Below are 25,293 nucleotides of genomic sequence, written 5' to 3' on the forward strand. Positions count from 1 at the left end.
AACAAAAGGTTAATTTCCTTGGCCCGAAGCCGAAGTTTCTCCCCTCTGCCGCACATTGTCGAGAGCGTAAAAAGGGGGGGTCAGAACCGCGCGTTAAACTTTCCGGCCTATGGCTTTGCTCGACATGATGCAGGCCAGCGACACACCGCAAAGGCGGACATTCGCCCGGATCGGTACCTTCGTGGCCGAACGACGGGGGCTGGTCCGCGACTATCTCTCGGCGATCAGTGGTGCCGGTGGGCGGCTGGTGTTCTCGCTCGCCTATTTCATCGCACTCGCCAACACGCTGTCGATCGCCGAGTTCGGCATGTTCGCCACCGCGTCGGCGGCCGGCGTCATGCTGTCGCGCATCCTCGCCTTCGGTTTCATCTCGGCGCTCTACCGTACAGCCACCATCCGCCCCAATCTGATCGGCACCTTCACCGCCGGCTTGCTGCTGCTTGGCGCCGTGTCCTTGCCGTTGCTGGCGGCGGCCTCCTGGGGCGTCTACCTGATCTTCTTCGCCAGCACCGTGCCGCTGGCCGTCTTTGCCACAATCGTCTTTGCCGAGGCACTTTTGTGGCGGCCGGTCGAGGTGGTGCTGATCGTCAACAATGGGCTCGGCAAATTCGGCCGCGCCGCCATGCTGTCGATCGTGACCACGGCGTTCCGCGCGCTCGGCGCGGTGCTGTTCATGCTGTCGGGGCAACACAGCGTCTGGGTGTGGTCGTTGTTCTATATCGGCGCCAACGCCGCCTCGCTGCTGCTCGCCTTCGGCTTCTACTATCCGCGCCAGCGGCTCAGGCTGCGCACCGAGCTCTATCTCAGACGCCTCGCCGATTCGATCTATGTCGCCGGCGCCGAAGTGCTGTTCTACCTGCAGTCGGAATTCGACAAGCTGCTCGTGCTGGCGATCGGCGGGCCGCATCTGGCCGGCATCTATGCCATCATCATGCGGCTGGTCGACCTGACTGCAATCCCGATCCGCACCTTCTCGATGATGCTGGTGCAGCGAATGATGCGAGCACCGGAGCTGTTGTCGCGACTAAGAGTCAAGAGTGGCATTGAAGCTGGCGTGTTCCTGGTGTCGACACTGGCGCTGGCGGCACTCGGCATCGTCCTGCATTTCTTCCCCAATGCGCTGGGCCGCAATGTCGCCGAGGCAGCACCGCTGGTGGCGTTGGCAATCGGCGTTCCGGGACTGCGCAACCTGGTCGAATACCAGGCCGAGCTTTTGTTCGCGCGCGGGCAGACTGCGATCCGCGCGCTCAATCTCGGCCTGCTGGCCGGGTTGAAGGCGGTGCTGTTGACCTATGTGCTGACCACGATTGCCGACACGCCCACGCTGGTGGTGTCGCTCAATGTCGTTTTCCTGCTGCTCTATCTCGCCTCGGCGCTGCTGACCTACTCGGCGATGCGCAAACCGGCCAAGGCAATCTAGTCCAGCCTGATCAGACGGCGGATGCGGTTGATATCGGTGCCGATGAAGGATTGCATGCCGATCGCCACCTGCCCCGGTGCCATGGCGGCGACGAAGCTGCGGAACTCTTCATCCGAGAGCGCCTCGCCGGTCCAGTGCACGCGGCAGAATTCTTCCGAGCCTTGGAAATGGCCGGCGCCTTGCAGCAACTCGTCGACATAGCGGCCGTAGATCATGCATTCGGAGAATCTTCGTGCCGAACCGATGACTTCGACCCAGCTTCGGCCATGGACCTTCTCGATCTCGGCGCACATCGCTGTCACGGTCTGCCGACGCCAGGCGATCAGCGTCGAAATGTAGTCGTGGGTCGAAATTTCCAACGGATCGATGCCAAGCGCCGAGGCCGCATTGCGCGACCAGATGCGATGCTCATCGTGGCCGTCACTCGACAGCACGCAGTCGCGCCGGAACAGCCGCACCTTGCCGTCGCGCCAGAAGGCGCTGAGATCGAACGGCTTGAGGAAGGCGACGTCGGAATCGCAGAAGACCAGCACGTCTTCCCCCGCATGCGCAGCGATGGCGATGCGGCGCAGCTGCTGCACATGCCAGCCGCGCAGCGGCTGGGTCTTGAAACTGAGCCATATGCGGCGGCGAAACAGGCTCACCGGATCGTCGAACACGCGCAGCCAGCGCGGCAGCAGGTCGCGTTCGTCGACGACGGTGCGGCGGCTGTTTTCCAGCTGGCGAAACAGCGCCACGTCGCGATGTTCAACCAGAATGTAGTGATGCGCCACGCCGGAGACATGGCGGTCGAGGGTCTCGCACAATAGACGGCAGCGCTCGAAATCCGGCGCATAGCTGGCGGTCACCACCGCCGCTGTCGGCGTCTGCGGCAGGACACCGGTGTCGGCGGTGGTATCAGGCAAGAAGCGGCTGTTCACCGCAGCTCTCCGGTAGGCCTTGGCCGATGCGAGAATTTCTGCTTGACGACACGCCACAGGAACAAGGGATTGCCGACGACATAGCGGCGCCACAGCCGGCCCGGCTCGATCAACAGGCGGAAAAGCCATTCCAGCCGCAGCCGGCGCATCCACAGCGGCGCCCGCGGCACCGAGCCGGAGAGGAAATCGAGCAGCGCACCAACGGCGACCGGCAGCGTGCAGTGGCGGGCATCGATATGGCGGGCGATCCACAACTCCTGGCGCGGCACGCCCATGGCGACAAGCAGCACGTCAGGCCGCAACGCCTCGATGCGATCGACGATTGCCGGCTCTTCGGCGGGCGAGAAATAGCCGTCATGGATGACGACGAATTTGTGCTGCACGGCCAGGGCCGCCAGCTTGATCGACGCCGCCTCGGCGTTGGCGCGGGTGGCGCCAAGCAGCCCGACGGTCAGCGGCCTTGCCGATGCCTGCAGAAAGGCCGGAATGAAATCGGTGCCGTTGAGATTGTCCGGGAATGGCGCGCCGTAGAGCAGCTTGGCCGCCAGATCGACGCCGACGCCGTCGGGCAGGATGAGGAAATCGTCGAGCGCTTCGGCAAAGACCGGATCGGTATAGGCGATGTTGGCATTGTGAGCGTTGAGAAAACTGACCTTGGTGAAGCGCCGCTCGGCAATCAGCCGGGCCAGCAGCGCGATCGCGTCATCCCAGCGGATGGCGAGGACCGAAATGCCAAGGATCGTCTTCAGCGTATCGAGTCCTAGGGCGGCGCGGGCGGTGTGCATGTTCATGCAAACACCTCCTGCCCGACCGGCCCGAGCCTTTCCAGACCGAGCCTGATGGCGGCGTCCAGTTCCTTGATCTGCCGGCGATGGAAGGCGCTGCCGTCGACATCCCTGACATCGGCCGCCGCCGCTTCCAGCGCGCCGGCGAAGGCGGCCGGATCGTCCGACACCACGCAATTGGTCGGGCGATGGTCGATGCCGCGCAGCGACCGGCTGGTGGCCACCGACGGCAGGCCGAGTTCGAAGGTTTCGATGGTCTTGAGCTGCACGCCGCTGCCGGCGGTGCTGATCAGCGGAATGACAGCGGCACCGCGCACGAATGCCTGGGCGTCGGGCACGCGGCCGACGAATTCGACACCGGGATGCGCAGAGGTGATATCGGACGGCATGTTGCCGGCGATCCTGATGCGAAAATTCCGGCGAAGATGCGGCACGACCTTTTCCAGGAACCAGTCGAGGCCGATGCGGTTCGGCTGCCAGGTCCAGGTGCCGATCAGCGCCGCGTCGTAATCGATGCGGCGCGGCTTTACCGGCTTGGGCGCCATGGCGGTGGTCACCAGCGGCAGCACCGCCGAGCGGTCGTCGGAGGCAACGCCGAGTGCCGCGCGGTCTTCCTCGGCCAGCGTGAAGACAAAGCGGGCCCGGCGGCAGAGCCGCTCCTCCATGATTTTGAGCAGCCTGGCCTCGCGGGCGAACAGCAGGCGCTGGAAGCGACTGCTTGCCGCGGCCGCGTTCTCCCTTGCCGAAGCATGTTCGACATTATGGGCGACAAAGATCGAGGGACGGCCGGCGAACAGTTTTTCGAAGGCGCTGGCGAACTGCACGGAATTCAGGACATAGCCGTCGAAGGTACCGGCGCGCTCGATCGCGGCGCCGACATCGCTGTCGGAAACCGCGCGCAGCTTCACGGAAGCGAAGGTGAGCCCTGACAGCACCGCCTTGCCGAGCCAGGCGAGCTTCCGCGTCGCCGAGGCGCTTTCCGTGCGCACGTCGACGGCGCCGAGCACGATGGTGTTTTCGGGGTCGCTTGGCGCCTTGCCCGGCCAGATGAAGCCGATGACAGTTACGCGCACGCCGGCGCGCCGCAAGGCGGCGATGATCGCAGCATTGGCGATCTCATAGCCCGAAGCGAGTGCGCCGTCGGGCACGATCGATGTGGCGAACAGCAGATGCATCTCACCTATCCAGGCGTCAGCCACTATCAAAGCTGGGTGAACCCTTGATTAAGTCACGCAGCGCAACGGATGAAAGGCACCGATCAGCAGGCCCGCTGCGAAAGGTGATTAACGAAACGTAAACAGGTGGGTGTATCGGCACCGCCCGGACCCCTTGGTTTACAAGGCGTTGCGCGTTTGGTCTTAGCGGCGTGTTACACCCTACGGTTACACCTCGCAACCGCCCCGAGAACCGCTCTGTGGCCTAATCCCAAAGACGAAGGGGCCAGCCCTTGCGGACTGACCCCCTGCTGTGCCCCTATGTTTCTTGTGGCTGCCCCTAGAGGAGGAAGGCCCAGATAACCTAGAGGGTTAAGCTAGGGGCCAATAGCACAGGGGCCAGCACTAGGCCAGCCCCCTTATCGCAGTGCACACATTTATCTTTGCTAATAGTCGGCTGGAGGTGATGCCTCGCTACCGCCCTAAATGCCTGGCTTTGGGTGTCAGCCGGGCGCGAGGCCAGCGGCAAGCAACACGATGCTGGCCACGATGCAAGCCACGCCTAGCAGCTCCCCTAGAACGCATAGGGTCTCCCAGGCTATGCGCTTTGCCTCCACTCTGGCTGCCGTCTTGTGGTGGCGGGTGAAGTCCCGACCGTCTAACACGATGATGTGGCGTCGGTCCACACCTAGGCCGCGCGGGGCTGGCTTGGTGCCGTCAATGAACGTTAGCGGGCGATGCTTCGCGCGGAACTCAGGGGCTAGGCGCTTGAGGTCAACCATTGGTGACTGCCTCCCGCTTGGCCGAAATGAGCGTGCCGCCTGTCCGCTTAGCGAAGCGCAAGGCCTCCCGCTTGCGGCTGTAATGCTGGCTGTACGCAAGGGCATTCGGATGGTTCACCACCACCGTGTGCCCCTTTGCGGGCGGGTCATACAGGGTTGCCATTGCCGGGCCATGCGCCCGCATTTGATGCCATGTTGCCATGTGTCCTAACTCCTCTAGCTGTCGGGACGGGTGCGCCACGGTGCCTTTTCAGCAACGCCATACGTGGCCTATGCGCTGGACCATCGCGGAGGCACAGAGCCCCCGCTAGGTTTCGGCATCAAGCGTAGATCAAGCCATCATCGCCAACGTAGAGGTCCACATTGCCGAAGGCCTTGGCGGCATTGTCCAGCGTGGTGGCGTGGGGCTCTGGCCAGTCGCCATCCCAAAAGCCAGCGCCATGGCCACAGCGTGTCAGCCAAAAGTCATGGCCCGCTTGTTCCTCCGGGCTCGTGAGGTTCGCTTGCATGGCCTCACAGTCGGCAATGTGGCCAGACATAGCGGCCCAGAATGCGTTGCAATCGGCAAGCATGCGGTCCAGCGTTTCGGGAGCAATGTCGCTGGCATCATGGTCTTGATCTAGGGGCGCATCATCCGGGCCCGTAGAGGACCACAAGGCAGCCTCTACGTAAGCAGTGAAGAAAGCTTGCGGGCAGGTGGCCATAGCGCTCACCACGCTGTCAGAATGCGCTGTGAGCCACCCACCACGCTTACCGTGATGCTAGGGCCGCGCGGGTCACCTTGAAACTCAATGGCCAGCCGCTTGAACGTCTCGGCATCGAACAAGGCCTCAAGGGCCGCAATGGCGCGGCGCTGTGCTGCCTCACTGTCGCGGTCTGCCTTCGCTTGGTCTGCCTCATCCCACTTGGCAAAACCATCCGGCCCCATGACGCCGTTGCACTCACGCTCGCCAATGGAGCTAAGCCGCATGGCAGCATTGCGGAAGGTGTGAAGGCTGGTGTTGACGGTATCCCATCCGGGGCTGCCAACGTCCAGCGCATCAAGCAATCGATAATACTCAGACCGCAAGGCCTGCTTTGTAACGTGTGTCATGTCGTTTAGTCCTCTAGCTCTAAACGTCTCACGGTATGCCCCCGTGCTAGGCTCAAGCTCTAAGCTTGCCGAGATGGCCACCACGCGCATGGCAGCCATCAAGGGAAGGCTAGGCCTCTGCGGCTGCTTCTCGCTCGTCATACTCCTCCTCTGTGAGGCCAGAGAACATGACGGCGTTGCCTTTGTGGGTGATGCTGAAATGAAGGCTTGAAGTGCCATGGGCGCTTGGCATGATCCCAGACCCTAAGCCATTTGACTTGATGGATAGCTGCCTTGGGGAAGTCATAGAATGCCAGAGCATCACGCATTGCCTGTACCAAGTCACGGCGCGTGGTCACAGCGTAGTGTCCAAAGTCACTGTCTGGCATGTAGCAGCCCTCAAGGCCATACATGATGGTGAAACGTGCTGTCTTAGCCATTGTCCTACCCCTCCCCTCAATAGCCAAGCCACAAGCGGACTTCACGGCTGGACACAAAGCCCTCCTCGTCCACCTCAAACACCATAGGCACTTCCACCTTGTAATCCGTGGCGTCGGGCATGGCGAAAGGCATCTCGTCCACCCACTCAAGGGACATGCACAGCAGGCCATCCTTGGTGATAGCCGCAAAGTGGCCGTGCGATTGGATGAATGTCATGGCCTGTATGTAATGCGTGTTGTGCGGTGCTGCCTGTGACCTTGGGCCAAACAGTGCGGTCATGGCGTGATGGGTATGCATGGTGCTTGCTCCTCTAGATGCAAGTGGTGTGCCCCGATGGCATCACCATGGCCACACTGTTACACCCACATAATGCCTATGTCCAGCCCCCTCCCACCACTATGTGCATAAGGTGACCCAGTAGGCTAGGGACCGCATGCCATCCCATTGGGCCTAGCATCAAGCTACCATGCCGCATGCCATCAAGCCCCCTTCACTAGGGTCTGTGCTCAAAGTGACCCATTACGCAAGGCAATGATGTCATCACACAAGGGAGTGCGTGGTGCATAGCATGGTGTAGCCATGGTGTTCGGGGCGGGTGATGGCCAGAGGCATAACGTGACCTTAAGGCTGAACCCTTGCGTGGCATGGTGTTGGGCATGGTGGATGGCATGAGGTGTAACACCTGGGTGCAACATGTGCCGGATTGCCGGGCTCGTCGGGGCACCGGGGGGAAACCTCGCTGCCGCCCTCCCGTATATGGCATGTCGGGTACGTGACCCCTTGTGTACCTCAGGGACCATCTATGTATCCGGGGAGGAGGGCCTTGAGGTACTAACCTAGCCGAGGTGTCCTCCCCACCCCTCTCTCAAGGGCCTTAAGTGGGGACCTAGTGGGGGTCCAGTTGTGGGCATGACGGTGGCGTGCTGTGTGGGGGTGCTCTAGGTAGGCCATATGGGTCACTTTGAGCACAATGGTAAAGACATAAGGGAAGACACGATGGTCGGCAGAGTGGAGAGCTTGTAGGAGGAGCATGAGGGTGGGCATGAGGTTCCTCCTTGAGGTTCATGAGTAGGAGATGGGGGCTATCTCTATAAGGTAGGAGCCGTAAGGTCCCCTCTATGGAATACTATACGGCTGGCTGTATGCCCCCTCTATAGTGGGTGGTATTAGGTAACTCCCGGTTGTGGAAAAACAGACAGATGCAACCTAATGCACCTGCCTGTTCATTTCCTAGCGCTGGGCGATCTGGGCCGCCTTGACGCGATTGTCCGGTCGCTGCCATCCGGCCCGCCCCACGGCCTCGTCGTCTTCCGCAAGCAGGCGCTCCAGCTCGTCGGTGTAATGGTCTTCACGGGCCCGTACAGCCATTCCTAGCGGGTCCACGCCAAGCTTTGGCGCGAAGTAGCCACAAGCGCCGGCAAGGCTCTCCACGCGGTCGTCGTGGGCCAGGCTGTCACGCTCCCGGGTTAGCCGCGTGTACTGAAAGAACAGGGCATACCGATGCTTGCCCGTCTCGTCGCCTTCCGGGGCTGCTACAGAGGCACGGTCGTCCTCGATGACCTTGCGGTTCACCACGAGCCGGTGCTGCTGTGTGACGGGCTCCAGCACGCTCAGGACCCGTAGTTCCTTCTGCGCCTTATTGCTGGACTGCATCTCCTCCAAGACGGTGCCGCCGTGCTGGCTATCTGGCACCTTCTCGTTGAACGCTCGCCACTCCGCCATGACGACTGGCTGCAAGAGCGACGTGAACATGCCGTCACCGAAGTTCTTCTCCAGCCGAAGCGTGGAGACCCGGAACCGCACGCACGCCTTTGCGATGGCCTTGAGCGTCTCCGGCCCGTAGCCGTCCGTGGTGGAGAACTGGAAGAGAAGGAACAGCCAGCCGTTGATGTAGGCCACGATGGTGAAGCTGGTCTCATCACTCCCTCGCCCGGACCCGTCGATGAACCCGATGACTTCCTGATAGCGGACCATCGTGCGCTGCTCAACGTCCAGCGGGCCGTGGTAGAAGTCGCCGTCATGCCCCATCGGGGTAAGATCGCGGAGGGGCTGTGAGGTTCCCCATATGACGGTATCCGGCCCCATCTTGTCGTCAAGGTCCATCACGATGAGGTCCTTGAGCCTGAGCGGGAACTTGTCCAACAGGGTGCCCGTGAGGTCCAACATGAACTGCAAGCGGAACTCACTGTTGCCCATGGCCGCATTACGGGACGCAAGGTCCTCGTCCGTGAAGCGGTTGGGCATGGTGCTGTGCCCGATGATCCCCGGGCCGTTCTTGCGTATCTGGGCCCCTACGTAGGGAGCCAGCCATCCCCGATACCCCTTGGTCTCCGTCTCGTTGGGATAGTAGCAGGGCCATATGCGTGCCTGATAGACCGGGAACCCATTGGCGTCCCTAAGGCCCAGCAGGTAGAGGTACAGGCTGTCGCCGTCATGCGGGGTGCCCAGGTACTTGATGACACCACCCGGCGTCAGCACGCTTTCGAACTCCTTGACGGCCTCACGGTTCTTGACCCTGCCGCCTTCCGTGAGGGAGTTGGTCTGGGTCTCCACATCGTCCGGGATGATACAGGTTCCACGGAAGCCGACGAGCTGGCCCCCTATGCCCATCGCCATGAAGCTCGCGGACTGGGCCGGGATGCAGTTGCCCACGTCGAACATCTGGCTTGACTGGCGGTACTGGGGCTTGGGCTTCATGTGCGCCAACAGGGGCAGCGTCATGATGAGCTGGAGGCACCAGTTGGTTGTGGCCTGCGCTCGCATGAGGGAGCCAGAGACCACGAGGACCTTCTCATCCGGGTCCACGTAGAGCCGCCACAGGGCGTAGGCCCCGGTGATCCAGCTCTTGGAGAACCCACGGAAGGCCATGGTGATGGCGCGGGAGGGGCCGTGCTGGAGCCAATACGCCATGTCCAATTGGATGGGCGAAGGGTCCACGCCAAGCAGGTGCCGCCAGATGAGCGTGAGGAAGACCCGGAAGTCTGCCTTGGCGCGGGCCTCAAGCGAAGCCGGGATGACATCCACGATGCCGGCCAGCGGCTTGACAATGAAGTCCCCGGAGGAGGGCATACCGGAAGCGCGGCGGTGTTGCGCTAAGGCGTGCTCAGCGTCGATGAACGTTGTGTCAGCCACGGAACAGTACCTCCCACCAATGTCGGCGCATCTCGAAGTACCTCGCGCCTAGCCCGCACAGGCTCTCGTCCTCACGGTTAACCTGCGGCATCTGGGGGACTTGCCCATAGATGACGTGAGGGTGCATCAGCTCTGGGCGATAGCATGCTGACCCCTCGCTGGCGCTGTAGTGCTGGCAGTCCCGGCAGGCGATGTATGGCCTCATGCTTGCACCTCAGCTCTGGTAGGCTTCACGGTAGCCATGCGGCCACTGGGCTCCTTGACCCGCGCCCAGCCATGCCCGAAGGTGACCACGGTGCCGGTGCGTTTGGCCCTCCCGAATGTGAGCGTGAGGCCGGGCAACAGGAACTTGCCCTTACGGTCGGTGACGGCTGGTAACGCACTCATTCCACCACCTCCATCTTGAGCCGTATGGTCACCGCGTCGTGGGCCTCAGGCATGTCCGAATGATATGTCTCGTTGGTCTTGGCATTGGATGCCCCGACTATGCGGGCCGCCGCCTGGGCAGCCTTCTTGTTGTTGTAGAGCTTGACATCGGGATCACTGAGGGCTTCCACCGTGACGCCTCGCTCTGTCCACCACCGCTTTGTGGCACGGACCCTAACGGCATACTTAAGGACCACTACTTCTGCGGTCATGGGAGGAAGCTCCCCGGCCATACCTCTGGCTGCCACTCGCCGCGCTTAACGAGCACGACATCGGCAGGGACCTTGAGGCACCCCTCTGCCACCCTGATGTACATGTCCTTGGGCCATGCCCAGTGCTCCGGGTACGATGGAAGTTCCACCTTCCCCAGTTGCACGATGGGCTCACCCTTCTGGGTGAACGCCACGGTGTCCCCAAGGTTTAGCTCTTGGCCTAGCTTGTCGCGCACCGTGGCGTCCTCCTGTTAGTTTGGCTCAGTCACACCAAGCCAGCTCTGGTCCATAATGCAGACCACATCGGCCACGCCATCCCGGACCAGCCGCCTGCCACCCTTTCGCCCACTGTCCAGCGTCTTAACGTGGACCCAGTAGCGAACGTGTTGGGTAGCCGGGAGGTAGACCCGGTTGGTGTAGTCGTAGTCTTTGTGCTCGTAGGTTTCCTCCTCGATCTTGAGGACCTCTCCAAGCACGATGCCATAGTTGTGGCGGCCCCCTACTCCCCAAGTCACTTTATGGCCGGGCTCAAGGGGGATACCCGTGATGTCTTTGACTTGCATGGTCACTGCTCCGGGGGTCCGTAGTCCGGGACCTCAATGTCACCCGGCAAGGGGAGACGGTCCCCACCTGCTGGCCTTTCGGGCGGGATGCCCAGCGTGAGGCCATTGTCCTTGAGGATGTTCCGCAAGATGGCCAGCTCTTGGTGTGACGCGGTGCCGGCCCGGCAGGACGACACGAGGCGGGCGAACAGGGCCTTCTGCCCCTCCCTCAGGATGTCCTCAATGGACTTGTCCATGAGCTGGAGGTACTCAGCGTTGGTGACCTCGTTGCCCGCCTCAATGTCTTCCGCCATGTCTGGCTCAGCGCCACCCTTCTGGAAGGGCAGCACCCGGGCCATTACGGCAGCGCCGGGGCCAGCGAGATGGAACGGACCACCACGGTGCCGATGATAGCGCCTGCGGTGGCGAAGGATGCCGGGACGATGGCCAGACGGTCGCCGGCCACCAGCTTGAGCGTGGCGAGTGCCGTAAGGTCCGTTGTGAGCTGCTGGGTGCCCTTGGTGGCCGCGTTGGCGATGGTCTGGGTGAGAGCCGCCGAGACCGTGGTGTCCAGCGCCGTGGTGACGGTCTTCTTGAGGGTCAGCGTGCCACCCGTGGTGACTGCCGCCTGGACGGATGAGCGGATGGCTTCCACCACGCTGTCCTCCGGCACGATGATCTCCACGGCGGTGCCGGCGAGAAGATCGACCTGGTTGATGATGAAGTCGAGATAGCGGCGATTGCCTGCCTTTAGTGACATAGGGTAGTCTCCTTGGTGGGAGCTGGCGGGGCCAGCGGTTGATGGTGGGAGGGTCAGACTGGCGCGGGCCAGCCTTAGGGGTGGGACGCCTTGTACTGGAGGTACAGGGCGATGGCCGCGATGGAGAAGGAAACGGCTGGCCACACCGCCCCGTACAGGAAGCGGGCCGTAGTGGTGCCCCCTTGCCTTTTCGCTTCCGAGCCCTCAAGCGTTCGCAGCCGGGTCTCGTGATCGTCATACCTGCGGAGAGCCGCGCGGTTCTCCTCTGCGGCGTAGTCCATCTTGGCCTCCAGCCGGAACACCGTCCGCATCAGCTCCCCGTAGTCGAATGGGGGCTTGGTGGCAGCGGTGCGCGGCTTGCGGGGAGGCTTGACGGTAGTAGGCGTCGTCTCCGCCATCGTGTGTGTTTTCCTTGCAGTTTGGGGGCGAAACGGGCTACACCACGCCCGGACCCACAACGGAGAACACGGCGATGATTAAGACCCCTACGGAGCCCAAGAAGGCGAAGCCCGAAGCACCGCGTTATGAGAGCGCGGATGTGGCCATGCTGGCCTACGTGTCGCCAGAGCAACGAGCTGCCCTAGAGCGAATGTACGCCACGTCACACATGGCCATCCCCACCGCGAAAGCCGACTAGGCTATCTCGTAGCTGCCGACACAGCGGATGGTCGTTGCGTCTGCACCGGGGTAGGTCCCATCGTACTTGTTCATGTCCAGTCGCGCCACGCTGGACTGCGACACGCCCACCAGCATGACCACGCCGGTACGTCCCACACCAGAGGTAGACACCTTCTTGGCCTGATACGGCATAGTGGCCAGCAGGGTGCCGGCCCCGGTGCCATTCGTGGTGATGGTGACCGTGATGTCATAGCTCAGGGTAGTGCCCTCAAGCTTGTACTTGCAGTCGCCAGCGGTGATGGCCGCCACCGTGGTGATGGTGCCCGTGGAGGCCGTGATGGTAGGCGTGAAGTTAATCCAGTCCGGCGAGCTAATCCTGCTGGTGCCCACAGGGTTGTAGAGGACACCGCCCCCCGCGCTCGTGATTGGCTTGGACATTAGGGTGAGCTTGTTGACACCCGTAGCAAGATCAAACTCCGGCGTCCCGTTAGCGTCATGGTCGATGCCTGAGGAGCGGTAGGCTCCAATCTTTACATCATTGCCGCCACCAGTGATCGCAAGACCACTAGCATTGGTGTTAGCCACGTAAGCATCCAAGATGGCAACCCGGCAGTTGTCCGCCGCCATCGAAATCATAGAGCTTGCAGCGTAGACCGTGTTGGTGGCGTATATGTGGTCCATGCTAACCGTGGCACCATTGGCACCAGAGGCTATCACTAGACCCCGCTCACAGTTGTCGGCCCCGACGCTATCGAAGTGCGCCGCCGTAGTGGTGCCCGGGGGTAGACCACCGTCGAGCCCAACGGAAGCCTGTTGGTTGATGTGCACACCTGTGCCCAACCCCCACGAGAATATGCGACCGAACTGCGGCCAATCCACACGACCAAGGATGAAGGCAAAGGCATTGGTCTTCGTGTAGGATATGACGTTGGCGTCCGCCGACCAATAGACCCACCAGTGAATGTCATCCACGTATGCACAGTCGTAGACGTGCGTCATGGTTAGGCCGGCGCTAAGTGGCTGGCCGCGAAGACGCCTTAGGGTCAGGCGGCCATTGCCGTAGCCGGTGGACGCGGTGTTGCCCGTGACACGTAGCGCCGTGGTGGGGTTGTAGAAGAAAATGTCCTCCACGATGGCGTCGTAGCAGCCACTAATCTGCACGTCTGCCAATGCCGCCAAGGGAACCCACCCCGGGCCCGGAGTAGGCTGAGTGCGATAAGTCCCGAACCCGGCAAGCCGCCGCGCCCCGTCATTCGTGCCAAGAAGGTTGAGGCCCACTCCGGTGTGGTTGAAGTGGAAGTAGCAGGCGGATGTGCTGAAAGCCCCGTTGCGGTCTGCGGGCTGACCCGGCCCTTGGATGTTGCTGTTGGCCGGTACGGTGACCGCAGAGCCAAGCTTGTAGACCCCAGGCTCCATGTTGAAGGCAACGCCCAAGGAGGCCGTTACGTTGACACCAATTTGCGTGGCGGTTGCGTTGTCCGATGCGGCAGGGTCAAGGCCGAACCACAGGGCACGGGCCCCATTGGCACGCCAGTCACCGTGGCGTATCCACGTGTAGCTCCCTGAGGTGAGGTATATGGCCTCCACCGTGTCGAGCGCCTTTGCGGCGACATCTGCGGACGATAGGCCGGACGTGAGGAACGGGACCCACGTGCCATTCCTGCCCAGCCCCTCGCCGTAGGTTGTAGCCGCCTTGTCCTTCGTGGGGTCAAGCGCCTTGACTGCCGTGCGGTCAGCCACGAAGGCAGCCGCAGCAAGGGCATTGCGAACCTCAGTGGCCGTCTTGGCGTCATACTGGGTGTTGCCCGCATTGCGCTGCAAGAAGGTGTTGGCGACAGGCGAAGATGGGAAGGCAGCCGCAGCCAGGACCGCCGCCGCAGAGACAGCCGAAGCGAGCGCCTTGGCCGCCCAGTGGAGCGCGGAGAACTGGCTTGGCCCCGTGACCACCGGGGTGTCCTCCGGGTTGGAGGCCCACTTCTGGGCGAGCGTGGCGGATGCACTGGCCGCATTCTGGGACGCAAGGGCAGCCGCAGCGCTTGCCGCCGCCGCCGCACTGTAACCCGCAATGTCACTGGCGCTAGGCCCAGGCACCACGTTCCCTGTGGCGTCCCAGATGAGGATAGTGCCATCGGGGCCTACCGTGATGGTGCCCCCATTGCCGAAGTTGATGGTGAACCACGCCCGCAGCAGGATGTCCGCCGCAGCGTCATTGCCTTCCTGTGCGAGGTAGAGGGGCTGGAGAATGCCAACGTTGAGGTCCCCGCTGTCAAGGTTCCCCGGCTGGAACTCCGTGAGGGTCTCCGTTGGCGTGACCCTCTTGCGCTCCACAATGGTCCCTGCCGTGGGGTTGCCAGCGGTGATCTGGATGGTGCTGGAGGTGGGGAACGTGTAGTCCACCCCCAGCGCCTTGAGGACACCGTTGAGCCGCACCTGCACATGCGTCTTGTCGAGATAGGGGAACGGCACGGAGAACACCGCAGTGCTCCCCGATGCCACGCTTCTGGTGATGGTGCTGGCCACTGGCTGTAGGTCTCCTATGTGTGTTCCGGTTACTGGCCGGTATTGAGGTCTGCCCCGAAGGCATCCCCGAGTGCGTCAAGGCTCCCGGAGCGGCTGGCATTACGCGCCGCCACGTTGGCCCGGAACTGGGTGACGGCCTTGAGCTGGGCCTTGCGGAATGCGTCACGGACATTAGCGTCACGCTTGAGCATCTTGAGGGCCCGTTCCCGGTAGTTGGCCGCGATGCCCGTAAGGGTCCAGAGCTTGGTGCCCTTCGTCGTGGCATCCCCATCCGGCAGGACCGCGTAGGCCTCCGTCTGGATGCGCTTTGCCAGGACCGTGCTGAGGCTCATGCCCTGCCCCGGATTGCCCGCCCACTTCTGGTATTGCTCGTAGGCGTTCCCGCCGTCTTCCAGCGTGATGGTCCGAAGGTCCACGCCGTTGTGGTTGGACCCGGGCACCTCAATGGTCCGCCCGGTCTCAATGGCGAGCCGCTGCATTTCCGCAGAGAGGACTTGGCCATTATCGCTGGACCACAGCCCGGGACGCATGACGGGTTCCCCGAAGGGATCATAACGCATGGGCACGCTGTCGCTCAGGCCCGGCACCGTGGCCCGCATCTTGTCCACCATAGTCTGGGCATCGTGCAGGTACGGGTCGGGATTGAGCTGGCGCTGGGCCGCAGAGAACGGGATGAAGTTCGCCGCCATCTGGCCTGCCACCCGCTTGACTGACCTGTCAGGGTCGGACATCGCCTGCATCATCTGGTTGATGCCTTGAAGGTAGGTCTTGTCGGTGAACTGCTTGGCCATCGCTATGAGCATCGCCATAGACGCCTGCTCAAGGCCGGGGTTGTCGGCGTACTCCAAGTTGTGGTGGGCATCCATCATGTCGGCCATCATGCCCATGGGGATAGCCACAGGGTCCAGCCGTCCGAAGGGGATGTAGGTCTTGCTCCCATCCTCGTTCTGCGCCACGACACTGTACGGCTGCCATCCTGTTGCCATGAGGGCTGCCTTGGCCTTGGGGTCAGACGGCCCGCCCCCCGTGATGTTGCCCTGCGACACAGCGTAAGCCGAAGTGCCCATGAACAGCATGCCCATGGTCATCTGGCCAATAGCGCTGGCCTTGGCTTCTGCACCATGCACCCCACTGAGGCTCTCACGGAACTCCGTTTGCAGGAGGTTGAGCCCCGGTGTCATCTTCCACCCGTAACGCATGACATTGGTGGGTGTCTTGATGAACGGTATCATGAGGCGGAGGCCGGGATGCTTGGACGCGAAGTTCTGCAAGTCCTTGCCCAGAGAGTTGGGCAGGAGGTCTTGCTGAAAGGTGGCAATCTGCGCCTCCCGGAGAGCGTCCTTGTTGAGTGCCCTGCCGCTGCTGTCGAAGGCCGAGCCCACACGGTCGTCCACAAAGGTCTTAAGGTAGTCCTTCGCGGCATTGCCCTTGAGCCCAGACCCCATGGCCGCATCCAGCCCATCAAGGTAGGCACCGGCTGAGACCTTAGAGCGGTAGGTGATTTGCTTCATCAGCTCATCCACGAACCCCAAGGAGCGGGTAGGCAGCCCCAAGGTCAGCGTTGCGATCTTCCCCGCGTTAGCCGCAAGGGCCTGCGGCGAGGTCATCGGCTTGAGGCCCATGAGGCCCGTAGCGAGGTCTTGGGGGGCCAGCCCGGCAGAGGTATGCACTTCGCTGCGGTGCGGTGCCATCACGCTGTCGTTCATGACGAACGCATCCACGGCAGCCTTCCAGCTCTCCGTGAAGTTGCTCCCCATGTAGACGTACTGGCGCATGGCCTCACGGTAGACCCGGCTGGCACCAGCTTGACCCCGAGCAGCCATGTAGGTGGCCCCAAGGATTTTCTCCAAGGGCCGCACGCCCAGCATGTAGGCGTTGGTGGTGAGGTTGATGAGCTGGGTCTTTGGGCCGGACACGAGGTTGTTGACGAGAAGGAACTGCGCGTAGTCCGTGACCCGCTTGAGGAGCGTGGGGCTCAGCGCCTTGGCCAGTTGCTTGGGGTCTCCCTCAGCGCCGTTCACCAGCTTGAGGAGCGCATCGCCGTCCATGGTGTTCATTGTCTCGACAAGCGAGGGGTCCACAGCGAAGCGCATGCGGCGTAGTGCCCTGCCCGCTGAGGTGGCCATGGAGCGGCTGGACGCAAACACAGAGGCAGCCACGGAGGCCCGCTTCTTAAGCTCCGCCAGAGCGGCGTCCCTTGAGCCGAACTCAATGTAGTCCCCCATGCTGATGCGGGAGCCTAGAGCGTGGACATCTTGCATGAGCCGACGAGAGACGAGCCACCCGGCCTCCATCATGGAGGTCATGTGGGCCGCATCCTTGCCGGCCTGCTGCACCATGCCAATGACGCTGGCGGGGTCCACGTTGAACAGGTTGGCCATCTGTGCGGACACTGTGGCCACCTTCTTGTCGGTGAGCACAGCGCCACCCTTGATCCCGTCGATGCGGCTCTCAACGGTGTCCGTGACGCGGGCCATGAGGTTGTTAAGCTCAACGTCTGCCGCGCCGCCATCGCCAAGCTTCTGCCACGGGACCTGGGCCCCACGGCCAAACGTATGGCCGCCTTCAAGGGCCTGATACCAACCGCCGAATTGCGCCATCGCAAAGCTGTCGTCGGACATGGACTTGACGAGGGCCTCAGTGTCCTCTTGGCTGACCCTTATGCGCGGCTGAGGGTTGGGGAGTTGCGTTCCTGCTGCCTCCGCCGCTGCTCTCGCATTTGGTGTGATCGAAACTGGTCCATCACCGACTGGGCCGCCATCGCCCCCTGCACGCTGCCCTCCTCCGCTGGTGCCGGCATCGGCCTGCCCCACGGTCCTGTCAGGCATTCCGTCAAGCGCTGCCGGATGTCCTCCCGGCTGAGCATTGCTGTTCCCGGATACATCGCCAGTCAGCCCCGGTTCAGGTGCCGGCGTGACGTTGCCCTGCGGTGCGCCCTCTGCCACCGGCTGTGCTCCGCCAGGATTGTTCCCAGCAGGCCCAGCGCCGATGTCTCCTCCAGCGTTAGGAGCTTGCTGCACTGCTGCATCAGACGAGGGGCTTCCCGCTCCCGCGTCACCCGTTGGGGTTTGGGCAGTTTCGGGGGCTGGCTGGCTGTTGGCATTATGCTCGATCTCCTGTTGAAGGGCGTCGGCGGAAGCCCTAGCGCCCTCCGCGTCGCCGGCCCTGAGGTACTTCCAGATGGACGTAGCGCCGCGAAAGACGCTGATAACGGTCAGGTCCATTCCGATGCTCTCAAGGGCGTTCTTAATGCGGCCCTCTGCTTCGCTGTCGCCGGGCTTTGCGGCCAGCCAGGCGTTAATCGGATTGGCAAGCGTGGTGTCCTGCACGAGGTTGGACAAGCGGTTGCCGTGAGGGTCGAAGGCCGTAGCGCCGGCCCAGGCTGCCTTGAGGGCCTCCACGGTCTTGGGGAGGTTGGCTGCCACCGTCTTGACCCCAGCGCCAAACCACGGGAGCGCCTCTGCGGCAGCCGTGATCTTGCCGGCCCCGAGCATGCCCACGGTGAACTGTCCTAGCCCGCCCACGAGGCCAGCCACAGGGGCGTCCTTGATGAGCCCGCCATAGGTCGCATCGCTGACTTGGCGGAACTCTGAGCGATCGTCCGGGGGCGTGGTGCCAAACAGAAAGTCCTTGGTCTGGAAGATGCCTTCAAGGGCACCCGCACCGAAGGACATTGTGTTGGCCTGAAAGTCCCCCTCCCTGCCCGTTGAGCGCAAGGCCGGTCCCAGTTGGGAGGCCAAGTCGGTCAAGCTTGGAAGGTCGGCAGATGGAGGGGTGCCCCCGCCAGCCCCAGCATCAGGCACTTGCGTACCGTCTGTCACTGCGGCATCAGCGGGGGCGGCAGGGGACGGTGAACCCGGCTGAGCGGCACCGGGGGCTTGGGGGGCAATCTGTGCCTCCTTGGCCATGAGGGCGTCAAACTCAGCTTGGTCCATCTACATCTCCTGCGGTTAGGCTTCTGTGGGTCGTTTCCTGAGGGCGAAGTGCGGCACGTCCTTGAAGCGCTTCCAGTCAGCACCAACGTCCAGCTCCACGCCCAGCTCCTTGGCTGCTCGCTTCATGGCTTTCACGATGGTCTTCTGTGCTGCCGGGTCGAACTTCACGCGGCCCCCAAGGACGGGCCAGAGGTCAGCCGCTCCGCCACCCAGGTGGTCGCTCTCCTCCGTCTTGCTCCATCCCCACTCCACGGCTTTCTTCTGGAGAGAGGCGTCACGCTTGCCAGAGCCGATGACGATCTGCACACCCGGAGCGTACTCCTGAGCCTTGCGGATGACGTTGGCCAGCGTTGGGTCAATGGACCGCATGTTGGCCTCGTTGTTGGCCACAGGGTCACTGTTCCACTGCATGAACTTCTCACGCTGCCCAGCGTTGCCCGAGCCGTCCACATCGGGGATATCGCCATAGACATCCGAGTTGCCGACTGGGGCCGACTGGCTGGGGTTGAAGCTGACTTGGGTAGGCGTTAGGCCCATCGCCTCGTAGACCTTGGAGGGTGACGTGCCGGAAGCATTGAGCCCATCCCCCGCGTAGTAGCTGCGGCCTGTCCTTGGGTCGGGCAGAGAGGCCCACTCTTGGGATAGGTTGAGGGCGAAGGCTCGCTTGCTCAGGGTTCCGGCCTTGTACTGGTCCCACCCCCGCGTGCGGAGGAGCGTCATGGTCATCTCAGTCTGGAGCTGCGGGTTGAACTTTTCCTGCCCGGTGAGCCCCATGTCCGCCTTGAGGCCCCGAAGGGTCTTGAGGAGGAACTGCGGGCCGCCAATGGCCGTGGACTTAGCGCCCCGGGCTCTGGCCGCCACCTGCATGGCCATGATCTGGTTCAAGCTGTACTGGCCCAGGTCCACCGTGTTGTGGGCGTTGCCGTAGACAGCATTCCAGTTTCCCGCCGCCTCGTGCTTGAGGATGAGCCCGATGAGGCGTTGAGCCTGCGGGTCCACACCGCCAACCACCGGAACCTTTACGGCCCCCTCCGCGTTGCCTTCACCCACCGTGGTGCCGACTTCGTTGAGGCTCTCGTCAAGGAGCTGTGAGGCAATAGCCCCGGTCATCGTTGGGTTGCCCGCATTGTTGGTGGCGGACGGGTCGTTGGCCGTGGTGAAGCTGACCGGCTGGAAGTCCGGGGTGTTCTCGCTACGCTTCCCACCGGCTGCCGGCGCGGGCTCTGCCTGGGGGGTCAGGAGCCTACGGACGTATTCCTCCGTGGTCAGCCCAAAGGACTTCGCACGGCCATCCATCTGTCCCTTCTGCTCAGGCGTGAGGCCCTCAATCATGGTCTGGACATCTTCATCCGGGACCTGTGTGGCCAGCCCTTGGTCCAGCGCCTTGTTGAGCGTGGTGCCAATCATCTTGCCGACTTGCGGGCCGCCCGTGGCGGACTGCTCCGGGATGGCATTGGCGGGTAGGTCCGCAGCGGTCCCTGTGCCGGACGTGAAGGGGTTGGGGCCCTGTGTTACATCCCCCGTTGGCCGGTTGTACTGCTGGCCGGTGCTTGGGTCGATGGCGTTGGGGTCGGCCACGAGGTTCTTGAGGATGCCATTGCCGATGTCGCTGATGGCCTTGGCGCGGTCCACAGAGCTGGACTGTGGGTTCGCCATCACCCAGTCAGAGACCTTCTGCTGGAAGTCGTAGAGCGCCTCAAGGCCCTCATTGCTGGTGCCGATGATGGGGTCCCCTGTCATGGGGTTGACACCCTTGGTGCGGACATCAAGCACTTGCGCCATGCGCTTGTAGCTCTGGTCCTCAAAGGCTGCCTTGATGTTGTCCTTGCTGTCCACGAGCGCCTTGGCAAAGCTCTGCGCCGCCGCCGCGTCCTGCGGATTGGAGAACACGTCCTGCGACATGGCGTCCCCAAAGATTGCCATGGGGTCACCCCCAGAGCCGGCCACAACGCGCATCTGGTTGTAGACGTGCATCACCCGGTTGTTGTCGGAAGGGAGCCCCTTGGCGAGGGACTGTCGCCACTGCTCAACGTTCACCTTGAAGTCCCCGTCCACGGAGGCCCCGGCAGCGAGGACGCCATCCGGTACAGCCGCACGGGGGTCCTTGAGGAGAATGTCCACGGCTGCCGACTTGGCTTGGCGCAAGGTCTCCTTGTCCTTGGCAACCTGCTCCTCGTGAGCCTGCGACTGCTGGGACCGCGCGATGACCTCCAGAGAGCTTAGCGTCTCCGCCTTGATCTTCTGGCCATCGGGGCTGTCCCCGTAGGTGTAGTCCTTGCCGGGAACCTTCTGGTCAAAGAACTTGAGGAGCCCCGGGTCCCGCGTCGAGAGGACCTTGGCAGATATGGCCTGCATCATCTGCTTGTCGAAGTCCTCAGGCCGCACGCCGGTATCCACGAGGTTCTGGCGGCGCTGCTCGATATGCTTGAACAGCTCCGGGTAGTTGGTGCCTTCCGGTGTCGTGAGCCCCTCGTTGTTGAACTCGTCGATGTCCTGATTGGCCCCTGCCACGCCGGCATCCACCGCCCCGTTGTACACGTGGTCATGGACATCCTGCACGTGCTGGGCCCCTACGGAACCGACACCCTGCTTGATCTGCGGGAGGAGCCCCCGGAGGACCATGGGGTCTGCATCCTTGGGGACGTTCTTGGAGGTCCAGTCAGAGACGAACTGCTCGTAGGCGTGCGGGTCCGTGCTGTTCTTGCCATCCCACGCATCGTAGTCTTGCTGGAAGCGGGCCTTGAGGTTTCCCCCCATGACATCGCCACTGGCCAACTGCCAGCCACGCACAAAGGCCGGGCTGTACTGGGCGGGCACCTTGCCCTCCTGCACGAGCGTGGAGAGTTCCCCGGCGCTGCCGTTGAGGAAGGCCGCCTGTCCCCGCACCAAGTCATCTGCCGCCTGCTTCTTGGCACGCTGGTCCATGAAGGTGGCAAGGGGCTGGTCGATCTTGCCCAAGGCATCCGCAATGTCCCGCCAGCCGGACTTGGCGGGCTGCACAAAGGTGTCAACCGGGGAGGCCTGCGGCTGTAGCTCAACCGGGCGGAGGTCAGTCGATACCTGTTTGCGTTCCATGGTGCTAAGCGCTCCCGTCCGCGTAGGACATTTGCCGGTTGTAGGTTGACATGCCACTCAAGGCCGCACCCCCTATGCCGGCGATGAGGCCCAGAGCGGATGGCCGTGGGGCCGAGTTGATGCGGCTTTGGGCTTGGCTCTGGCTCGATTTGCGCTCAAGCTGGAGCTGGTTGATGGCCATCTTGGTGTTGTCGAACTGGTTCTGTCGGTTCTGACTGGCCTGCCGCGTAACGTCACCCACGAGGTTGCCCACGGAGATGCCCGTAACGCCAGCGCTGGAGGCGGAGAGGCGAACCTCTGAGACCTTCTTGGCCTCCTCAAGGTTTACCTGCTGGACCTTCTGGCTGCCGGCGTCGGCCTCTTGTATCTGCCGGTGGGCGATGGCGTTCTGGTCGTTGGCGTAGGCTTGCAGTGAGGCCTTGCGTGTGGCTGCCGCCTCCTCCGCCTGCGCGTTGTACTGGGCGATGGACTGCACTGCCCCCACGGCAAAGGACAGGAAGCCCGCCGTAACGGGGTCAAAGCACATGGGCCGTTACTCCGCTGTGAGGACGTAGCGCTGGTACTTGCCCTTCCCCATGACGGTAGGCTTGCCGGACTTGACGAAGCCGAAATGCTCCAGCCATTTGTGGTGCTGGGTGTTCTTGACGCTTGGGTAGGCCTGGAGCACCGGGGCGAGAGCCTTGATGCGGAACCACTCGTCCCGGGAGAACTCCTGATGAATGGGGATGACAAGCTCCGGGCGATCACTGCCGATGAGCATCACGGTGCCGATGCCTTCCGACACAGAGACAGCCCAGACGGCCACGCACTCGTTGATGCCGGAGCGGTCATCCACCACGCACCGCGCATAGCTGGCCGCTTCGATCATGGGCGAGAGGTCCACCTGCGGGTCCAGCCCCGCGTCCTGCCACTCAGCCAAGTCCTCCGGTCTGATGGGGGCTGCAAGGAAGCTCGCAAGGAGAGACCTCGTGATGGTGACGATACGGAGAGATGTTACGCCTTCGGTCATTTCATAGCTGCCTTTCCAACGGCTGTGTACTGGTAGGAGGCCGACTGCCACTTGGAGGGCAGGAAGCTATCGTTCACCAGCGTGATGGTTGCGTTCTCAGCCAGCTCCTTGACGGGGGCCGTCTTGCTTCCCGTGCCGATGCCCGGGGTTCCCGCCTCGCTGCCGGGCAGGCCCTTGGTGCGAGCCTCCCACGGGTAGGACTTGGTGTCCTTGTTTGGGGTGGCCACCTCAATGCGGGTGTAGCCGGTCTGTGCGAACTGCACCGTGAAGTCTGCCACGGTCAGCCTATCGGTCGGCACGATGCCCTGCTGGTTGCGGATAAAGAACCTGCTCTCCGTCCTCTCAGACTTGATGGCATGCCCCGCGTAGAACTTGTAGCCCGTAAGGTCTCCCGTCACGGTGACCACAGCCCCCACGATGCTGACTATGGGGAACTCACGGCCACGGCTGTAGCCCGACACCTTGTCCTCCCGCGTGATGACCCGGAAGGTGGGGGAGCCAACGGCTGGTGTGTAGGGCAGCGTGAAGCTGTACCTGTTGGTGCCCGCGTTGTAGGACCCTGCGGTGACCTTCGTTTCGTCCACCCTGAGGTCCAGCCTCGTGCTGTACTCAGCGCCCGTGATGGGGTCCACAGCCTTGGGAGTGAGGTTGAAGGACAGCAGGGCCACACCCTCTGCACGCTGCTGGATGACCCGCAACAGGTTGTCGTTGATGCTGGCCCACAGGATGTTGCCACCCGGTATCCGCCACTTGTTCCATGACGACTGGATATACTCCTGCTTGTCGAACAGGAAGTTGTAGCAATAGAGGATCGTGGGGTCATTGTCCGACACGAGGAACATCACGCCCAGCGTGTCGGATGCCGTCATGTACCTGATGTTGTCCGCAAGGTAGTCCTGCACATGGTTGGTGACCGTTATGTCACCGTTGGGCTTGCCCTGATAGAACTGCACGGAGCGGAGCGTGGAGTGGGGCCCAACGTCTGCCGGGAAGTAGAGGAATGAGCCGACTGCCAAAGGGTCGCAGATGCGGGAGTACAGGTAGGAGGTGGACGGGTTGGCCGCCACGCTGTCCTGCTTGAAGTTGTCCGTGCCGCTGGAGATGCGGAACTGGGCCTTGGGGCTCCACAGGAACAGGCTCTCATCGATCTGGACCGCGAAGTCCATCTCAGAGGCACCGCGCGTAGTCTGCCCCGGCACCAACGTCACGTCCACCGGGGCCTCCGCAAGGGCTGCCTGAGCGGTGTCCGGGAAGTAGGTGAAAGGGAACCGCGCCTTGGACCACACCGCGCCGCCCGTGTAGAGAATGCCAAGGCGGTTCTCGTGGTAGTAGATGTCGCGGGGCAGCTTGTCGACGAAGCCGGGGTCCTTGGACGTATCGATGCCATCGCCCGAAATCCGGGTGCTCCACGGCGAGCTGGCGTAGGTGAAGGTGTCCACTGCCGTGTTCTTCAACAGGTGGGGCATGAGGCCGGGCTTGAGGGTGGTCTGGGTGTTCGGTGCCACCACCTCATTCCAGAAGCCCGTAGCGCTGGGCCCTTGGAACTGGAGGAAGTAGCTGTCCGCCTTGGCCCTGTCGTCACCGTTGATTTCGAGCACCATGCCGTCAAAGCCTTTGGCCGGCAGCTTGGCAAAGCTCTGTGCCTTCTCCTTGAAGGCGAACATGAAGTCTTCCCCGTTGCCGTCCTCAGTGGCTATGTCGAAGTCGCCGTGGTCAGCCCGGAAGATGCGGAATACGGCCCCGTTCACGGTGGCACTGTAGCCGACCACACCGTTGATGCCGGGGTTGGGGTCTGCATATCCAAGGTCTCCCGCAATGCCGATGTCGCCGTTGACACCACCTAACGCCAGCCGTTGAGCAATCACGGTGGTTGTGGCCTGCTCAGTGTGCGTGGAGGAGGTGCGGGGCGTGGTGTAGGCGCTCACCAGATTGTTGGTGTTGCCGTTCTTGCCCGTGATGGTGAGCTTATAGCCGAAGCCAAAGCCGCCAGCCCTCACGAATATAAGGGCCTCAGGGTATCGCACTGGGCTCAAGATGGTGCTGTCCATGAGGGGCTTGATGTAGCGGTTGAGGAGGAACGTTGTGTCCTCCACCACGACCGTGCGGAATGCGTCCTTGGGGCTCACCCCACCGGGGAGCGTGAGGTATCCGTCCGCGTTGCTCTGGGTAATCGTAGCGTCTGCCCCCGTGTTGAGGTTGATGGCGAAGGTGGCAGCACTGTAGACACCCGAGAGGTAGTTCTCCGTGTCCCTAACGATTTCCGAGAAGAAAGCCCCGGTGAGAGTGCGTCCCGCCCAGACCTTCACCACCTCAGCGCATGGCCGCGCCTGTGCGCCCTCAGACGGGGAATTGAAGCAGTCGAATTGGCTCTCGCACTGGGTGTCCCGACGCTGCTGCTCTGCCTGCTGGCTCACGCCCTGCACGAGGTTGGCTACAAGCTGGGTCTGGATGTCCGTCTGGTCGGCGTAGTGGCCAGCCATGAGGCTACCT

22 protein-coding genes are annotated in these 25,293 nt (G+C 62.7%); 1 reads left to right on the forward strand and 21 read right to left on the reverse strand.

Annotation, left to right across the window (positions count from 1 at the left end):
• The first annotated feature begins 124 nt into the window (after positions 1–124).
• Entirely contained in the window at positions 125–1,420 is a 1,296-nt protein-coding gene (locus AC1D1B_RS24690) for a lipopolysaccharide biosynthesis protein (protein ID WP_477335416.1), read from the forward strand.
• Here the strand turns inward: AC1D1B_RS24690 and AC1D1B_RS24695 are convergent.
• The 21 genes from AC1D1B_RS24695 to AC1D1B_RS24795 all read right to left on the reverse strand — a co-directional run bounded on the left by AC1D1B_RS24695 (position 1,417) and on the right by AC1D1B_RS24795 (position 25,283).
• Positions 1,417–2,340 (reverse strand): DUF6492 family protein, encoded by a 924-nt coding sequence (locus AC1D1B_RS24695; RefSeq protein ID WP_477335218.1) that lies wholly within the window; start codon positions 2,338–2,340, stop codon positions 1,417–1,419. The two genes, AC1D1B_RS24690 and AC1D1B_RS24695, sit on opposite strands and share 4 nt — an antisense overlap.
• Entirely contained in the window at positions 2,337–3,131 is a 795-nt protein-coding gene (locus tag AC1D1B_RS24700) for a WecB/TagA/CpsF family glycosyltransferase (protein ID WP_477335220.1), read from the reverse strand. Before AC1D1B_RS24700 ends, AC1D1B_RS24695 begins: the two co-directional genes overlap by 4 nt.
• The gene (locus AC1D1B_RS24705; protein ID WP_477335222.1) at positions 3,128–4,300 is read right to left on the reverse strand and encodes a glycosyltransferase; all 1,173 of its coding nucleotides are present in this window, start codon (positions 4,298–4,300) and stop codon (positions 3,128–3,130) included. Before AC1D1B_RS24705 ends, AC1D1B_RS24700 begins: the two co-directional genes overlap by 4 nt.
• Before the next feature lie 753 nt (positions 4,301–5,053).
• The gene (locus AC1D1B_RS24710) at positions 5,054–5,263 is read right to left on the reverse strand and encodes a hypothetical protein (protein WP_477335224.1); all 210 of its coding nucleotides are present in this window, start codon (positions 5,261–5,263) and stop codon (positions 5,054–5,056) included.
• Between the two features lie 118 nt (positions 5,264–5,381).
• Positions 5,382–5,765 (reverse strand): hypothetical protein, encoded by a 384-nt coding sequence (locus tag AC1D1B_RS24715; protein ID WP_477335225.1) that lies wholly within the window; start codon positions 5,763–5,765, stop codon positions 5,382–5,384.
• Positions 5,766–5,770: 5 nt separating this feature from the next.
• Positions 5,771–6,154: a hypothetical protein gene (locus tag AC1D1B_RS24720; RefSeq protein ID WP_477335227.1), complete on the reverse strand. Its 384-nt coding sequence runs from the start codon at positions 6,152–6,154 to the stop codon at positions 5,771–5,773.
• Positions 6,155–6,589: 435 nt separating this feature from the next.
• Positions 6,590–6,871: a hypothetical protein gene (locus AC1D1B_RS24725; protein WP_477335229.1), complete on the reverse strand. Its 282-nt coding sequence runs from the start codon at positions 6,869–6,871 to the stop codon at positions 6,590–6,592.
• A gap of 933 nt (positions 6,872–7,804) precedes the next feature.
• A complete protein-coding gene (terL, locus tag AC1D1B_RS24730; RefSeq protein WP_477335231.1) occupies positions 7,805–9,706 on the reverse strand; it encodes a phage terminase large subunit in 1,902 nt (633 codons plus the stop codon).
• 201 nt (positions 9,707–9,907) lie between these two features.
• The gene (locus tag AC1D1B_RS24735) at positions 9,908–10,093 is read right to left on the reverse strand and encodes a hypothetical protein (protein WP_477335233.1); all 186 of its coding nucleotides are present in this window, start codon (positions 10,091–10,093) and stop codon (positions 9,908–9,910) included.
• The gene (locus tag AC1D1B_RS24740; RefSeq protein WP_477335235.1) at positions 10,090–10,344 is read right to left on the reverse strand and encodes a hypothetical protein; all 255 of its coding nucleotides are present in this window, start codon (positions 10,342–10,344) and stop codon (positions 10,090–10,092) included. Before AC1D1B_RS24740 ends, AC1D1B_RS24735 begins: the two co-directional genes overlap by 4 nt.
• A complete protein-coding gene (locus AC1D1B_RS24745; protein WP_477335236.1) occupies positions 10,341–10,580 on the reverse strand; it encodes a hypothetical protein in 240 nt (79 codons plus the stop codon). The genes AC1D1B_RS24740 and AC1D1B_RS24745 overlap by 4 nt, the downstream gene beginning before the upstream one ends.
• Before the next feature lie 15 nt (positions 10,581–10,595).
• Positions 10,596–10,907: a hypothetical protein gene (locus AC1D1B_RS24750; RefSeq protein ID WP_477335238.1), complete on the reverse strand. Its 312-nt coding sequence runs from the start codon at positions 10,905–10,907 to the stop codon at positions 10,596–10,598.
• Positions 10,908–10,909: 2 nt separating this feature from the next.
• Positions 10,910–11,200 (reverse strand): hypothetical protein, encoded by a 291-nt coding sequence (locus tag AC1D1B_RS24755; RefSeq protein ID WP_477335240.1) that lies wholly within the window; start codon positions 11,198–11,200, stop codon positions 10,910–10,912.
• Positions 11,201–11,244: 44 nt separating this feature from the next.
• On the reverse strand, positions 11,245–11,646 hold the full coding sequence (locus AC1D1B_RS24760) for a hypothetical protein (RefSeq protein ID WP_477335242.1): 402 nt from the start codon (positions 11,644–11,646) through the stop codon (positions 11,245–11,247).
• Positions 11,647–11,720: 74 nt separating this feature from the next.
• Positions 11,721–12,044 (reverse strand): hypothetical protein, encoded by a 324-nt coding sequence (locus AC1D1B_RS24765; protein ID WP_477335244.1) that lies wholly within the window; start codon positions 12,042–12,044, stop codon positions 11,721–11,723.
• A gap of 235 nt (positions 12,045–12,279) precedes the next feature.
• A complete protein-coding gene (locus AC1D1B_RS24770) occupies positions 12,280–14,784 on the reverse strand; it encodes a phage tail fiber domain-containing protein (RefSeq protein ID WP_477335246.1) in 2,505 nt (834 codons plus the stop codon).
• 29 nt (positions 14,785–14,813) lie between these two features.
• Complete coding sequence (locus AC1D1B_RS24775) at positions 14,814–18,458, reverse strand: hypothetical protein (RefSeq protein ID WP_477335248.1); 3,645 nt, start codon at positions 18,456–18,458, stop codon at positions 14,814–14,816.
• A 276-nt stretch (positions 18,459–18,734) separates the two neighbouring features.
• Positions 18,735–21,794: a M15 family metallopeptidase gene (locus AC1D1B_RS24780; protein ID WP_477335250.1), complete on the reverse strand. Its 3,060-nt coding sequence runs from the start codon at positions 21,792–21,794 to the stop codon at positions 18,735–18,737.
• A gap of 4 nt (positions 21,795–21,798) precedes the next feature.
• Positions 21,799–22,320, reverse strand: a complete 522-nt coding sequence (locus tag AC1D1B_RS24785; protein WP_477335252.1) for a virion core protein, T7 gp14 family — start codon at positions 22,318–22,320, stop codon at positions 21,799–21,801.
• A gap of 6 nt (positions 22,321–22,326) precedes the next feature.
• Positions 22,327–22,803: a hypothetical protein gene (locus AC1D1B_RS24790; RefSeq protein WP_477335254.1), complete on the reverse strand. Its 477-nt coding sequence runs from the start codon at positions 22,801–22,803 to the stop codon at positions 22,327–22,329.
• A complete protein-coding gene (locus AC1D1B_RS24795) occupies positions 22,800–25,283 on the reverse strand; it encodes a phage nozzle protein (RefSeq protein WP_477335256.1) in 2,484 nt (827 codons plus the stop codon). The genes AC1D1B_RS24790 and AC1D1B_RS24795 overlap by 4 nt, the downstream gene beginning before the upstream one ends.
• Positions 25,284–25,293 lie beyond the last annotated feature (10 nt).

This window comes from Mesorhizobium sp. P2_C5_2 (assembly GCF_056404535.1).